The sequence below is a fragment of the Methylobacterium sp. CM6241 genome (assembly GCF_054817845.1).
Window position 1 is genome coordinate 482,036 of record NZ_CM139246.1, and the last position, 13,317, is coordinate 495,352.

The following is a 13,317-nucleotide window of genomic DNA, read 5'->3' on the forward strand; positions in this document are numbered from 1 at the left end:
GCCGCCATAACTAGGAACAACCACAGTCAAGCCCGGTTGTGGTCGCGTATATTCAGCCTGGATCGCGCCCCATCGACGCAACATTGGCCGAACACGGATCGCTTTTCCTTTCGGACGCCGCCCGCTGGTGAACCGAGATCTACGCCGCCCAAGAGGGGGCCAGCGCGTCCACCCGCGCGACGAGCCCGACGGCCGGCGAACGAGGAACCCGATACGGGCGGATGCGCGATCCGGCTCCGATGCGAAAAGATGGGCCGAACCCGGCAAACAGACCATGGGAGATGACCGGAGTGCAGAGTGTGGGACCTGAAACGGAGGACGCCCTCGTCGATCTCATCCGCACGGTGCGGGACACGGGCTACACGTTCACGACCGTGACGCCGGCGAGCCATGCCCGCGTCAATGCACGCCCGGAAGCGGCGCGCGCCCGCCACCTGCGCGACGTCCTCGGCTGGAGCCGCCCGTTCTCGGACGACGCCGTGCCGTCGGACGTTCTCGCCGCCCTGCAACGGGCGGGCGTCGTCGACAGCGAGGGTGAGCTCCGGCGCGCCACGATCCGCCTCTCGAGCCTCGACGACGAACTCTTCCTGCATTCGGCCTATCCGCCCGATTCGACGGACGCGGTCTTCTTCGGCCCCGATACGATGCGCTTCGTCTCCGCCGTCATCGCTCATCTCGCCCAACGCGAGAAACCGGTTCACCGGGCGGTCGATATCGGCTCGGGATCGGGAGCGGCCGGGATCGCCATCGCCAAGCGCGCCGCGGGCGCCGAAGTACTCCTCGTCGACATCAATCCGGCCGCTCTGCAGGCCGGGCGGATCAATGCCCGGGCCGCCGGGGTCGCCGGCATCGAGCCGAGACGGAGCAACCTCCTCGACGACGTCGAGGGCGATTTCGACCTCATCGTCTCCAATCCGCCCTTCATGATCGACCGGAGCGGCCGCACCTACCGCCATGGTGGGGGCGCCTTCGGCGAAGGGCTGTCACAGGCCGTGGTCGAGGCGGCGGCCGAACGCCTGGCACCGGGGGGCAGCCTCGTTCTGTTCACCGGCTCCGTCATCGTCGATGGCGCCGATCCCTTCCGCGACGCCGCGTTGGCGACCTGTGAACGACACGGGCTGCGCACGCAGTATCGCGAGTTCGATCCGGATGCTTACGGAGAGGAACTCGAGGACCCGGCCTATGCCGAAGCCGATCGCATCGCCCTGGTAGTGTTGACGGCGACGCGCCCAGCCTGAACCGAGGAAGGCCCTTCCATGATCGATGGTGACGCCGCCCTGTCCCCGAACCAGGCCGACCTGCTGCAGGACGTTCTGGCGGGACTGGCGCAGCCGCAGAAGCGTCTTCCCGGCAAGCTCCTGTGGGACGAGACCGGCTCCGACCTGTTCGACCGCATCTGCAGCAGCGGCGATTACTATCCCACGCGCACCGAGATGGCGCTGTTGCCGGCCGTATCGGCCGAAATCGCCCCCCTGATCGGACCCGGCGCCACCATCGTCGAATTCGGCAGCGGAGCGAGCCGCAAGATCCGCACCCTGCTCGACGCCCTCGACCGGCCGGCGCGCTTCATCGCCATCGACATTTCAGGGGATTATCTCGACGCCGCGATCCGGCGGCTCGCTCGCGATTATCCGCAGATCGAGATGATCCCGGTCTGCGCCGATTACTCCGAACCGGTCCGGCTACCGGTCGACCTGTCGGGAGGGCCGGTGCTCGGGTTCTTTCCCGGCACCAGCATCGGCAATTTCACGCCCGCCGAGGCCGAACTGTTCCTGGGGCGGGCACGCGCCACCCTGGGGCCGAGCCGTTTTCTCATCGGGGCCGACCCCAACCGGGACGCGGACCGCCTGCGCCGCGCCTATGGCGATGCCGACGGCCTGATGCCGGCCCTGCACCGCAACCTCCTCGAGCGGCTGAACCGGGAGTTCGACGCCGATTTCGACCTGGACAACTTCCGGCACGAGCCCCGCATCCTGCCCGATCCCTTCCGGGTGGAAGCGCATCTCGTGGCGCGGGAGCCGGGCCGCTACCGACTCGCGGGGACGGAAATCCGGTTCGAGGCCGGCGAGAGCATCCACACCGACAACTCGCACAAATACGCGCCCGATACGTTCCGGACGCTCGCCGAGCGCGCCGGGTGGCGGCCGGACCGGGTCTGGCTCGACCGAGCGGGCCTCTTCAGCCTTCACCTGTTCGCCGCCGGATTTCCCCCAGATCACCCGGACATCCTCATGACAACCGACGATGCGCGTCCGACCGGCTTCCCGCTCTCGGCGGCCATTCTCTTCGGCCTGGGTATCGGCGGGTTCTTCGATGGAATCGTGCTCCATCAGATCCTGCAATGGCATCACATGCTCAGCAGCGCCGGATATCCCGCGGACAGCGTCGAGAACCTGCAGATCAACACGCTCTGGGACGGTCTGTTTCACGCCTGCACCTATCTCTTCACCCTCGCCGGACTGTTCGTGCTGTGGCGTTACTCGAGGCAGAACCATCTCCGATGGTCGGGCTGGCTGCTTCCGGGCGGCATCCTGATGGGCTCCGGGATCTTCAATCTCGTGGAGGGGACGATCAATCACCATCTCCTCGGCCTTCACCACGTCAACGAGACCGTGCCACGGGCGCAATGGATCTATTGGGACGTCGGCTTCCTGCTATGGGGCGCGGCGATGCTCGTCGCCGGCTGGGTCCTGTACCGGCGCGGCCAGGCTCGCGCAGCGGTGTAGGCGACCTCGCACAGCGATGTAGGCGGGCTCGCGTAGCGACTGAGGATTGCCAGCCTCAGCTTCCGTCGATGCCCTCGCGTCAGGCCCGAAACAGATACAGCGAACCGCCGATCACCACGGCCGCGAGCACCACGAGGCCGATATAGAGCGGCATGACCCAGGAATCGCGTCCCGTCGCTCGGGCGGTGGCCTGAACCCGTGGCGAGGCCGCCTCCGTGCCCCGCGCCATCGCGATCCGTTCCTTCGAGGGCGTATTCCCGGCGGCCTCGTCATCGGTCCCGAGCGGCGAAAGGCCGACATCGTAATGGGGGATCTTGTCACCCGTCCTGCCGGAATCGATGTCGGCTTTCAGCATCGCGCTGGTGGGGCGATCGGAATCCGCAGGCGATTCGACCGCGAGGTCGGCGGGCGGCGGAGGCGTCTCGGATCGTAGGCCCATGAGAAAACTCCACTGGCGGTTCATGGCCCGCACACGCGACGCCACCTCGTGCTCGACGTCCCAGCGTCGAGGCAGCGGGGGCCGGATCGCCCCCGCTGCCTCGTGAAGACCGGAGCACCATTGGCTAGGTGAACGATCGAAACGGGTTTTAGTCCCGGTCCTGGCTTTTCAGGCTGCTTTCCCCGCCCGAAAGATCGGTTTTCGGATTGGCCAGGCCGCTCGTGTTCCCGGAAACACCGGATTCGATGGCATCCGGGGAGATTTCGCGGTTGGCCGCATGATCCTGGTATTGCTCGGTCTGGACCGTCTTGCTGTCCAATCCGCGCTGATCGGTATGCCGAGACTTGTCGCGGTTACTCAAGACCATGTTCTCTTCGAGGATTCCCTCGGGCAGATCCGTCATCGCGCCCGTTCCGGTGCCCTTGCCCTGAGCACCCGGCCCCATGGAATGGCGATCGGCCTTGGCCATGAAACATCTCCTCCTGTGTCCGAGTTCGAAGCCCGATATCGTCGCTCAATGCGAGCGGTGACCGCCCTTCCCTTCCGCGTCATGCGCATGGTGGCGGTCGCGCTCGCCGCCGCCGCCCGACACATGCGAGATGGGATCGTTGGTGGGACTGCCCGGGCGCGGGCCGCGATCCGGTTCGGACCGAGGTTCCGTGGCATCCTGGTGGCTGCTACCGGGCCCGCCATGATGACGATCGGCAGCCGGAGTTTTCTTCGAGGTGCTCATCAGCGGTCCTGTTGATAGCCTTGATGCGTCGTGTTGACCTTGGAATTTCCGGCCTGACCCATCTTGTCGGGATTCTGCGTCTGTGCGGAGCCCTTCGGTGCCGTCGACACGGGCGCCTCCGGCGCGCTGCCGGGCCCCTTTTCGGATTGGTTGGCAGGTGGAACGGGTGGCGGCTTAGCAGTCATTCGGTACACCTATCGAATAGCGTTGCCTTGCAGAGAGAACGATTCATCGCATTGTCAGTTCCGATATTTATCGCTGGCAAATCATCGCGAAGCCTGAATCGTATTTATCTGCATGTTTATTGTCAGAGGCAGGCAACAAGATCCAGCCGCGGTTTCATCGACTGACGCAGGAATGCAGGCGGCACGACGAAGCCGCCTGCTACCGCCGCGATGACGGCAGGGATCTTTCGTGGGTCTCGCGGACGGTAAAGCCCTCGGGGCAGCGTTTGGGGCCGCCTCCGAAGTCCGGTCCATCCGAGACCGGGTGCGTCTCAGATGATCGGCTTGCCTCCGGTCACCGCGACGGTGGCGCCGGAGACGTAGCTCGCTTCCGAGCCTGCCAGCATCACATAGACGGGGGCGAGTTCGCAGGGCTGCCCCGGTCGCTTCATCGGCACCTGCGATCCGAAGCTCTTCACCTTCTCCAACGGCATCGTGGCGGGGATGAGCGGCGTCCAGATCGGACCCGGAGCCACGCAATTCACCCGGATGTCTCGTTCGGCCAGCATCTGGGCCAGACCGCCGGTGAAGTTCTGGATCGCCCCTTTGGTGGTCGCATAGGCCAGGAGCTGCGGGCTCGGTGTATCGGCATTGACCGAGGTCGTGTTGATGATGGAACTCCCGGGCTTCATATGCGGGAGTGCGGCTTTCACCAGGTAGAACATCGCGTGGATATTGGTCGCGAAGGTAATCTCCCACTCTTCGTCGGAGATCTCCTCGGGGCTGGCGAATGTCTTCTGGTGGGCCGCGTTGTTGACCAGGATATCGACCTGGCCGAACTCGGAGACGGCTGTCTCGACGATGGCGCGGCAATGCCGGGGATCCTTCACATCACCCGCCATCCGCACCGCCTTGCGGCCGGCGGACTCGACCAGCCGGCAGGTCTCGTCGGCATCCTCGTGCTCGTCATAATAGCTCACCAGGACATCCGCCCCTTCGCGGGCATAGGCCAGGGCCACGGCCCGCCCGATGCCGCTATCGGCGCCGGTGATGATCGCCTTGCGACCGGAAAGGCGCCCCGACCCTTTGTAATGCGCCTCGCCGTAATCCGGGCGCGGGTCCATATCGGCATCGCGGCCCGGTGGCGTCAGGGGCCGCTGATTCTCGAATGGCGGCTTCGGGAAATCGGTCATCTCAAGCGATCCTTGCAAGAACAATCATATCTGCGTTGGCGGCGCATGAGGTGACCGCAAGCTTTATCCGTCAGCCCGGCAAGCCATCAAAAGCCATTATCCATTCTTATTCAGAAATGACGGCTGAAACACACAGCATTAACAAAAACAATAGCTATGTTGCCATGGGCCCTGCTGTCGATCACCTCACTCGACGGGACAATTCATGGCGAAGGCTATTGTTTCGAAAGCGAAGACGGTTTTAAAAATCAGGCGGTTCTAGAGCGGCATCCGATCAGGTTGGATCGAAAGCATCGTAGCCTGCGGCCACGAGGTAGTTGCGGCACTCATTCGGTGTGAAGCGCCTGAAGGCCTGCTTGATGGTGTCGCAGAGTTCCACAACCGTGCGGGCGCCCTGGGCTCGCAAACAGGCCTTGAGCTTGGCAAAGGCCAGTTCGATCGGATTGAAGTCGGGCGAGTAGGCCGGCAGGTAGAGCAGGCGGGCACCGGCCGCCTCGATGCGTTCGCGGATGCCGCTGACTTTGTGGGCGGGCAGGTTGTCGAGCACGACTGTGTCACCCTGCTTCAGAGTCGGCGCCAGGGTCTCATCGACATAGCGGCGGAAGCGGACCCCGGTCATGGGGCCGTCGAAGAGCGCGGTCGCCGTCAGGCCGCTGGCCCGCAGTCCCGCTGTGACCGTGATGGTTTTCCAGTGACCGAACGGCACGGCCACCCGGCAGCGCTTGCCACGCAGCGCCCATCCGTAGCGACGCGTCATTTTCGTGTTGGTTGCGGTCTCGTCCAGGAACACGAGCCGGTCTGGATCGAGGTCGAGCTGGCCCTCGAACCAGGCCAGGCGCGCGGCCTTCACGTCCTCTCGATCCTGCTCTGCGGCGTGGCCGGTGTTTTTTTACGCGTGATGCCGTGGCGCTTGAAGAAGCGGGACAGGCTGCTGACCCCGACCCGCAGGCCGCGTTCGGCCAGATGGGTGCGTAGCTCCCGCAGGAACAGTTCCGGTTTGGCCTCATAGGTCCGCCGGATCAGGCCAGCCTGGGCCTCGATGGCGTGCGAGCGCTGATCGCCGCCCATCGGCTTGGCCCATGTGCGTCCTTCCCGCATGAAGGCCTCGTGCCAGCGCACGGCGCTAGCCGGACTAACCTCGAACCGTCTGGCGGCTTCCCGGCGCGAGGCTCCTGCCTCGATCGCCATCACGACCCGTTCACGCAGATCGACTGACAGGGCTGAGGGCATCCGGCTCTCCTCCTCGGAAAGCCGCGCATCGAATCACATCTGCGCCGCCCCCGAAACCCCGGTCGATTCAAGCCGATCGGACACCGCTCTAGCGATGCTCAACCACCACGCCGCCGCGTATGGCGGCTGCCGTCCTTTGACGACAGCAGGCGGAAGGCCAGAACACCGAGGGCCAGAACGGCCCCTGAAACCGCGGCCTTTCTGACCAGCCCGGCACGGTTGTGTCGGAGTTCCGAACGGAAACCCATCTCGGCGGGGATGTTCGGAACGGTGCCGCGACCGAAATCCTGCACCAGACCTTCGACGACATTCACCCGGTCGGCCGCCATCAACATCAACCAATGAGCCCATTCGGACTCACTGTATTTGAAGGCCTGACGCCGCATGGCGCCACTGACGCCGCTCGGCGGTGTCGAGGTGCCGAACACCGCCGTGAGGTTGTTCCGCTCGATGGATTGCAGGATCTCGACCGTCTGTCGCTGTTGCGGCGGCCGCGGCCAGTTCATCCCGCCCTTGTCGTCGCGCGATCGGTCGCGCATCGGGTAGGTCGGATTGTTCTCCGGATTGGCATCGGCACCCCAGCCGGGGATCTTGGATGGGTCGATCGGAAGGTTTCGCATGTCGGTCTTCCTCACCCGCGCGCCGAAGGGGGGACGAGTACGGGTTTGATGCATCCGTCGAGCTTGGCCGAGAAGATGTGATACGCGTCTGCGATCTCCTCCAGAGGCACTTTGTGCGTAATCAGTGCTTTCGGGTTCAGGCGTCCGGCCTCGATATGCTCGATCAGTCTCGGCAGGAGGCGCTTCACCGAGGCCTGGTTGGCGCGAATCGTGATGCCCTTGTTCACGACATTGCCGATGGGGATGAGGTTGCCCGTGGGACCGTAGACGCCCACGATCGACACGACGCCGCCCTTCTTCACCGAATTGATCGCCCAATGGAGCGCGGTCGCGGCACCCGCCTCGAGCTTCAACTTCGTACCGAGGAGGGTATGCAGGGCGCTGCCCGCCGCATCGCCGCCGACGGCATCGATGCAGACATCGGCACCGAGGGAATCGGTGGTCTTCTTCAGGAAGACGACGGGATCGTCCATCGAGCGGAAGTTGTAGACTTCGGCCGGACAATAAGTCCTCGCGAAATCGAGCCGGTAGTCGATGTGGTCGATGACGATCACACGTCCGGCACCGAACAGCCACGCGCACCGGGCCGCCATGATCCCGACGGGACCGGCACCGAAAACCACGACCGTGTCGCCCGGCTGAATGCCGGCCATCTCGGCCGCCTGGTACCCTGTCGGCACGACATCGGTGAGAAGCACCGCGTCGTCGAGATCCATGGTCGATGGGATCTTGCAGGGGCCTATATCGGCATAGGGGACACGGACATACTCCGCCTGCCCGCCATCGTAGCCGCCGGCCGTGTGCGAATAGCCAAAGATGCCCCCGAGCGCGCTCGCCTGCGGGTTGGCTTCATGGCAATTGCCGAAGAGACCCTGCCGGCAGAAATGGCACTGGCCGCAAGCGATGTTGAACGGGACGATCACGTGGTCGCCGACCGAGAGGTTGCCGACCTGCGAGCCGACCTCCTCGACGACACCGATGAATTCATGGCCGAAGGTCATGCCCACCCGGGTATCGGGAACGAGACCATGGTAGAGATGAAGGTCCGAGCCGCAGATGCAGGTGCGGGTCACCCGCACGACGGCATCCTGGACATGTTCGCAGACCGGAACCGGCTTCCTGTCGACCCGAACCCTGTAGGGCCCGCGATAGTTCATCGCCAACATGTCTCGGATCCTCCCCTGAATCCTGATCCCTGGACCGTCCGCGGAGGCTCCCCGCGGCGACAGTTCGCAGCCAAGCCGGACGGTATTCGGCTCACACGGATTGGCGCCGAGCTTCCACCGTTCGCCAAGGTGATCGTCGACCCCATGGCGCCCGGCGAATACTCAGCGCCCAGTATTCAGCGGTCGGCTTTTTCGTCGGCTGCGCTGAGTTCCAGATAGCGCAACGTCGTCGGCTGGATGAGTTCGGCGACGGTCTTCGCCATGGCCTGCTCCTCCCTCAGGGATTGCTCGAACGCCGTGCGGTGCGCACTCTGCCCGGCGGCATCCCCGATGGTCACCAGGGAGGTATAGGCCGCGATCTCGAAATTCTCGAAGGCATGATTGGCGAAGGTGTTCTTCAGGATTTCGTCCTGAGCCGGCACGTGCCCCAGCGCCATCATGTTGCCGACGAAACCGAGGAACCCTTCCTTGATCGCCGAGGGGCCATCGCCGAGGGATGACAGCGCCTCTTCGAGCCGGTCACGCTGGCCATGCGTCTCTTGGATATGGCGACGCAACGCCGCTTCCATTTCAGGATAGCGCTGCAGGCGTTCGACCTGCCTTTCCATGATCTGAAGCGCCTGCAACTCCAGGGCATGCGTGTTCTTCAGGGCAGTAACATAGATGGAGCGCGGGTCGAGTGCCATGTAGACTGTCTCCGAATATTAAACTGTGTTATGTTTCGATTGGACGAAATCCTTGTCTCTCTAACTGTTAACGCTGCAGCCGGTTGCTTAAAGCCTCGCTCAAAATGCGGATACGCTTGCTCGGCGCCCATAAGCTGCGGCGAATGCGATCTCATTTCCTGAGATACCCTCGAGCGGATCGAGCTTGGCCGGGTCGGACCGGGGTCGCTCGTCGTCGCGACATCGCCGGTCTCGCCACCTCGCTCCGAAAGCGAGCCGGCAGGCGGCACATGCGCCGACGACTTGCACCGACAGTTAAAGGCGGACAGTTGACCCGCATCGGATCGGCGAAGAGGTCGGAATGGCTCAGGCGAGAGGGAGGCCGGCGGCGTGGATCGGACTCGCGACGTCAGCGCGCATTCCGTGATCGCGCAACGGCTTAGCGCGGCCTTGGATATCCGTGAGGCTCGCGCGGGGGATGACGCAAGGCGCGCACTGGAACGCTTCCGATCCAAGGGGCTTTGCTCCCTGCAACGACGAGGGAGCACATCCGTGAAGACAGCCGACACACCGCAGCCTGGCGCCGATCTGCAGCCCATCGACACTCCGCCGGCTGCCCCCGAAAAGCCTGAGCGGCAGCCGCCCTCGATCCCGGAGGAAGACGATCCGGAGATCGAAAAGACAGAAGAGCAGCCGAGCTGACTCCGCATCCTTCATCGGTGTGTTCAACGCGCGAAGCCCCGGACCTCTCGGGTCGCCGGGGCTTCGTCACATTCGCTCAACCTGCGGTTACCGAGGCGCACAGCCTAATCGTGCACCTGACAACCCTCCGCGTTCTACGGACGGATACCGATCTCGGAGGGATGGCGCAGGCCGTGCCGGATGCCGTTCGGGAGGAAGGCCGAACTGGTCATCGCCGCCATCGGCGACATCAGATGCCAATGCGCCGCATCCCGAGGAGTCCCGCTCGATCCGCAGCGTGACGACGGCCGGCTCGCCAGCGTCCCGCCCATCGCGGCTTCCAAGGCCTGCAGGGCCTTCGCGATACGGTCGGGGATTTCCCCCTCGACTGGCGGAAAAGCCTTTGCCATGGCCCGGTCGACGCCGTCCCTGAACGGCATAGCCTCGCTGGCATGGCTGCGAAGCTGCCAGATATTGAGCGGGTTGTCGTTCATGGGGTAAAACTGTCGGCTACGGCGCCGGTTCGCTGACGGGCAGTCCATCTGCCCGCGAAACTGCTTAAGTCCCCATCTTTCACTTAGTTCACATTCTCATCCGAGAAAGCAAAAAAAGCCGCCCGAGGGGCGGCCTTTCTGCGCGACGATCCGCGTTCGAGCCGGAGTTCAGACGCTCATCAGAACGCTTGCCGAGCTCACCAGCGTCGCTGCCAGCATGAGGGTGGCGGCGGCCGCCATGGCGTATGAGAAGATCTTCATTCAGCAGCGATTCCCGCCCGAGGTCTGGCCATATTGCTGGACCGGAAAGTTCTGCTGGTTCGCATTGCCTTCGGCGGCGGAGCTCATCGGACAGGTGGCCGGGTTGCGCCCGGCATTGCCGTCGCGGAGACCGAGAGACCCCGTGACCTCGACGTCGTAGGCATTGAACGAGCTGTAACGGGTCGGGCGCTCGAAAGCCATCGCGGACGAGATCGAAGCAGCGCCAAGAACAAACGCAGTGGCGATAGCGGCGATACGGGTCTTCATCTGTATTACGAGCTCCTTCTTGACGCCGATGCCGAACAACTCGGCTCGTTCGTCTTGTGTGATCTGAATATGGGGCAGCAATCTCATTCCTGACGTGCTGAGCCGCACTCAGCATCGTGGATTAGACCCAGCTACTCTTCTGTCAGTGATATACCAGAGGCAAAACAACTGCTTGGCCGCCGCGCGACCGGCGATCGAAGAGGACGAGCAGGTCGCGAGGGGCCGATGAGGCTCGACGATGTCAGCCGGCAGCGCGACATCGGCACCGTGGCCCCAGCGGACCGGGAGGAGCGAGCCGGACGGTTTCGGAGGCGAGCCGGATGTCGCGACGACGAGGATCGACCACGAGGCTGCGGAGAAAAGCTTTCACGTCCCGTCTCCATCGAACGTCGAACGCAGACTCCCTGGTACGAAATGCCTCACGCGGCCCGTCCATCTTTGGCGAGCGCCGCGCCCGAAAGCTGAGGGATGACTTGTTTTCGTTTAACCAAGTCGTGCCAAGGGTAGCGGAACGCCACCGATGCTACAGGAAATGAGACCTGTGTTATTTTTCGATACAGACCGCCGCGCGCTCATGACCGCGATAGACGAGTCCAGCGCTCGGGTCGAATTCAACCCAGACGGCATAGTATTGGATGCCAATCCTCTCTTCCTCGATGCGATGGGATATTCTCTCTCCGAGTTGAAGGGTCGGCATCACTCACTCTTGGTTTCTTCCGAAGATCAGAAAAGCGACGATTACCGGTTGTTCTGGGAGGCCTTACGCCGCGGCGAAGCACAGACGCGCGAGTTCAAGCGCATAGCCAAGCATGAGCGCGAGGTATGGATCCAGGCGACTTACTATCCCGTGTTGGACCGGGCCGGGAAGGTCAGCCGAATTGTCAAGTTTGCGACCGATGTCACCGCTCAAGTGTTGCGCAACATCGAACATGACGGGCAACTCGACGCCCTCCATCGCTCGCAGGCCGTGATCGAGTTTGCCCTCGACGGTACCATCCTGACCGCCAACGCGAACTTCCTGTCGGCGATGGGCTACACGCTCGAGGAGATCGGCGGGCGGCATCACAGCCTCTTCGTCGACCCGTTGGAGCGGGTGAGCGCCGCCTACCGCGAATTCTGGACGTCGCTCGCCCATGGCGAGTTTCGTTCGGGCGAGTTCAAACGGATCGCCAAGGGCGACCGCGAAGTATGGATTCAGGCGACCTACAACCCGATCCGCGACCGGAATGGGGTCCCGATCAAGGTGGTGAAATTCGCCAGCGACATCACACGGCAGAAGCTGCAGACCGCCGATGCCATGGGGCAACTGGAGGCCGTCAATCGGTCCCAGGCGGTGATCGAGTTCGCGTCGGACGGAACGGTCCTCGACGCCAACGAGAACTTCCTGAACGCGGTCGGTTACAAATTGGACGACATAAGGGGGCGCCCGCATGCCATGTTCGTCGAGCCCAGCTATGCGCGGACGCCGGATTACGCCGCCTTCTGGGACCGCCTGCGGGCAGGACAATTTTCCTCCGGCATGTTCCAGCGCTTCGGCAAGGGAGGCCGCTCGGTCTGGATCCAGGCGAGCTACAACCCGATCTTCGATCCCAGCGGCCGGCTGACCAAGATCGTCAAATACGCTTCGGACGTCACCGCCAACATGGAGGCGCGATCCGTCGCGGTCGAGGCGGCGGAGCGGACCCTCGACCACGTCCAGTCCGTCACCGACGCCGCCGACGCCATGAACGCGTCCGCGGAGGCCATTTCCCGCAGCATGGCCCAGTCCAAGACGGTGGTGGACGACATCCATGGGCGTGCCGGCGAAGCGGATGCCGCCACCGAGCGGCTGCGAACCGCCACCGAGGCCATGGGCGGCGTCGCCTCGGTCATCGCCGGCATCGCTCAGCAGATCAATCTGCTGGCGCTCAATGCGACGATCGAGGCGGCGCGGGCCGGCAGCGCGGGGCGCGGCTTCGCGGTGGTCGCGACAGAGGTCAAGAGCCTCGCCAGTCAGGCGGCATCCGCCACGAACCGGATCAGCAGCGAGATCGCCGGCATGCAGGCGGTCTCGACCGAAGTGGCGGCGACCCTGGCCTCCATCACACAGGCGATCGGGACGATCAGCACGCATGTGGCCGGAGTCACCGAGGCGGTGGATGAGCAGGCACGGACGACGGGGGACATCCTGGTCAGCATGCGGCAGGCGGCCGATGGCGTGTCGAGCATCAGCACGGGCCTCGACAATTGGACCGTCGGCATGGAGGAACGCCGCGCGGAGCGCCGGAGGCGCGTCCTGCTGCCGGCCCATATCCACCTCCCCGGCGGCGAACGCATCGCGTGTTCGGTCCGCGACCTGTCGGAGGGAGGCGCGCGGTTGCATGTGTCGCGACGCGCCGACGTTCCCGACCGGTTCGCCGTCACCATCGACGAGGACGGACGCCGGTTCGATTGTGAAGTCCGGCATCGCTCGGGCGCGGGCTTGAACGTTCAGTTCCGCGACGCCACGGAGACGAGCCTCGACCGCGTGGCGTGACGCCGATGCCTCAGGGCGTTCCGCGCCGGGCCGGCCATCCCGACACGCTCCGGGGGCCCGTCCGGCGGCGGGATGGCCGATATCTGTGTCCGCAGCGCAACAGGACAGGGGCTTTCGCGCCCAGTGAGAAGCAGGGCGTCCCGGCGGGCAAGGCCGGCCGGCA

General features: G+C 64.3%; 15 protein-coding genes and 1 pseudogene. 5 read left to right on the forward strand and 11 right to left on the reverse strand.

Annotation, left to right across the window (positions count from 1 at the left end):
* Nucleotides 1-281 precede the first annotated feature (281 nt).
* The 3 genes and pseudogenes from ACYQR9_RS02290 (at nucleotide 282) to ACYQR9_RS02300 (ending at nucleotide 2,726) form a co-directional block, all read left to right on the forward strand.
* Nucleotides 282-1,238 carry a methyltransferase gene (locus ACYQR9_RS02290; protein WP_461228560.1) on the forward strand — a complete coding sequence of 319 codons (957 nt, stop codon included), beginning with the start codon at nucleotides 282-284 and terminating at the stop codon, nucleotides 1,236-1,238.
* Nucleotides 1,239-1,256: 18 nt separating this feature from the next.
* A pseudogene (gene egtD / locus ACYQR9_RS02295) lies at nucleotides 1,257-2,201 on the forward strand (L-histidine N(alpha)-methyltransferase); the annotation flags it as partial.
* A gap of 30 nt (nucleotides 2,202-2,231) precedes the next feature.
* Nucleotides 2,232-2,726, forward strand: a complete 495-nt coding sequence (locus ACYQR9_RS02300) for a DUF2243 domain-containing protein (RefSeq protein ID WP_461229713.1) — start codon at nucleotides 2,232-2,234, stop codon at nucleotides 2,724-2,726.
* Between the two features lie 79 nt (nucleotides 2,727-2,805).
* Here the strand turns inward: ACYQR9_RS02300 and ACYQR9_RS02305 are convergent, their stop codons facing one another.
* The 9 genes from ACYQR9_RS02305 to ACYQR9_RS02345 form a co-directional block, all read right to left on the reverse strand.
* Nucleotides 2,806-3,165, reverse strand: coding sequence for a hypothetical protein (locus tag ACYQR9_RS02305; RefSeq protein WP_056422027.1), 360 nt, complete (start codon nucleotides 3,163-3,165; stop codon nucleotides 2,806-2,808).
* A 148-nt stretch (nucleotides 3,166-3,313) separates the two neighbouring features.
* Nucleotides 3,314-3,634 (reverse strand): hypothetical protein, encoded by a 321-nt coding sequence (locus tag ACYQR9_RS02310; protein ID WP_461228561.1) that lies wholly within the window; start codon nucleotides 3,632-3,634, stop codon nucleotides 3,314-3,316.
* Between the two features lie 45 nt (nucleotides 3,635-3,679).
* Entirely contained in the window at nucleotides 3,680-3,898 is a 219-nt protein-coding gene (locus ACYQR9_RS02315) for a hypothetical protein (protein ID WP_056422031.1), read from the reverse strand.
* Complete coding sequence (locus ACYQR9_RS02320) at nucleotides 3,898-4,083, reverse strand: hypothetical protein (RefSeq protein WP_461228562.1); 186 nt, start codon at nucleotides 4,081-4,083, stop codon at nucleotides 3,898-3,900. Before ACYQR9_RS02320 ends, ACYQR9_RS02315 begins: the two co-directional genes overlap by 1 nt.
* A gap of 311 nt (nucleotides 4,084-4,394) precedes the next feature.
* The gene (locus tag ACYQR9_RS02325) at nucleotides 4,395-5,255 is read right to left on the reverse strand and encodes an SDR family oxidoreductase (protein WP_207413348.1); all 861 of its coding nucleotides are present in this window, start codon (nucleotides 5,253-5,255) and stop codon (nucleotides 4,395-4,397) included.
* 274 nt (nucleotides 5,256-5,529) lie between these two features.
* Nucleotides 5,530-6,485, reverse strand: a protein-coding gene (locus ACYQR9_RS02330) for an IS630 family transposase (RefSeq protein WP_461227386.1) whose coding sequence is annotated in 2 segments (ribosomal slippage) — nucleotides 5,530-6,146 and nucleotides 6,146-6,485 — 957 coding nt in all. Because the reading frame shifts where the segments join, the coding sequence is not laid out codon by codon here.
* Between the two features lie 98 nt (nucleotides 6,486-6,583).
* Complete coding sequence (locus ACYQR9_RS02335) at nucleotides 6,584-7,024, reverse strand: hypothetical protein (protein ID WP_461228563.1); 441 nt, start codon at nucleotides 7,022-7,024, stop codon at nucleotides 6,584-6,586.
* Between the two features lie 92 nt (nucleotides 7,025-7,116).
* Complete coding sequence (locus ACYQR9_RS02340) at nucleotides 7,117-8,271, reverse strand: zinc-dependent alcohol dehydrogenase (protein ID WP_056422038.1); 1,155 nt, start codon at nucleotides 8,269-8,271, stop codon at nucleotides 7,117-7,119.
* A 176-nt stretch (nucleotides 8,272-8,447) separates the two neighbouring features.
* Nucleotides 8,448-8,957: a ferritin-like domain-containing protein gene (locus ACYQR9_RS02345; protein ID WP_056422041.1), complete on the reverse strand. Its 510-nt coding sequence runs from the start codon at nucleotides 8,955-8,957 to the stop codon at nucleotides 8,448-8,450.
* 531 nt (nucleotides 8,958-9,488) lie between these two features.
* On the opposite strand from ACYQR9_RS02345, the gene ACYQR9_RS02350 reads away from it, so the two are divergent.
* Nucleotides 9,489-9,638, forward strand: a complete 150-nt coding sequence (locus tag ACYQR9_RS02350; protein WP_156467615.1) for a hypothetical protein — start codon at nucleotides 9,489-9,491, stop codon at nucleotides 9,636-9,638.
* Nucleotides 9,639-9,772: 134 nt separating this feature from the next.
* Here ACYQR9_RS02350 and ACYQR9_RS02355 read toward each other — a convergent pair whose 3' ends face one another.
* Both ACYQR9_RS02355 and ACYQR9_RS02360 read right to left on the reverse strand, forming a co-directional pair.
* Nucleotides 9,773-10,111, reverse strand: coding sequence for a hypothetical protein (locus ACYQR9_RS02355; protein WP_056422045.1), 339 nt, complete (start codon nucleotides 10,109-10,111; stop codon nucleotides 9,773-9,775).
* Nucleotides 10,112-10,372: 261 nt separating this feature from the next.
* Nucleotides 10,373-10,639, reverse strand: coding sequence for a hypothetical protein (locus ACYQR9_RS02360; RefSeq protein WP_461229714.1), 267 nt, complete (start codon nucleotides 10,637-10,639; stop codon nucleotides 10,373-10,375).
* Between the two features lie 574 nt (nucleotides 10,640-11,213).
* On the opposite strand from ACYQR9_RS02360, the gene ACYQR9_RS02365 reads away from it, so the two are divergent.
* Nucleotides 11,214-13,154, forward strand: a complete 1,941-nt coding sequence (locus tag ACYQR9_RS02365; RefSeq protein ID WP_461228564.1) for a methyl-accepting chemotaxis protein — start codon at nucleotides 11,214-11,216, stop codon at nucleotides 13,152-13,154.
* The last annotated feature ends 163 nt before the right edge of the window (nucleotides 13,155-13,317 follow it).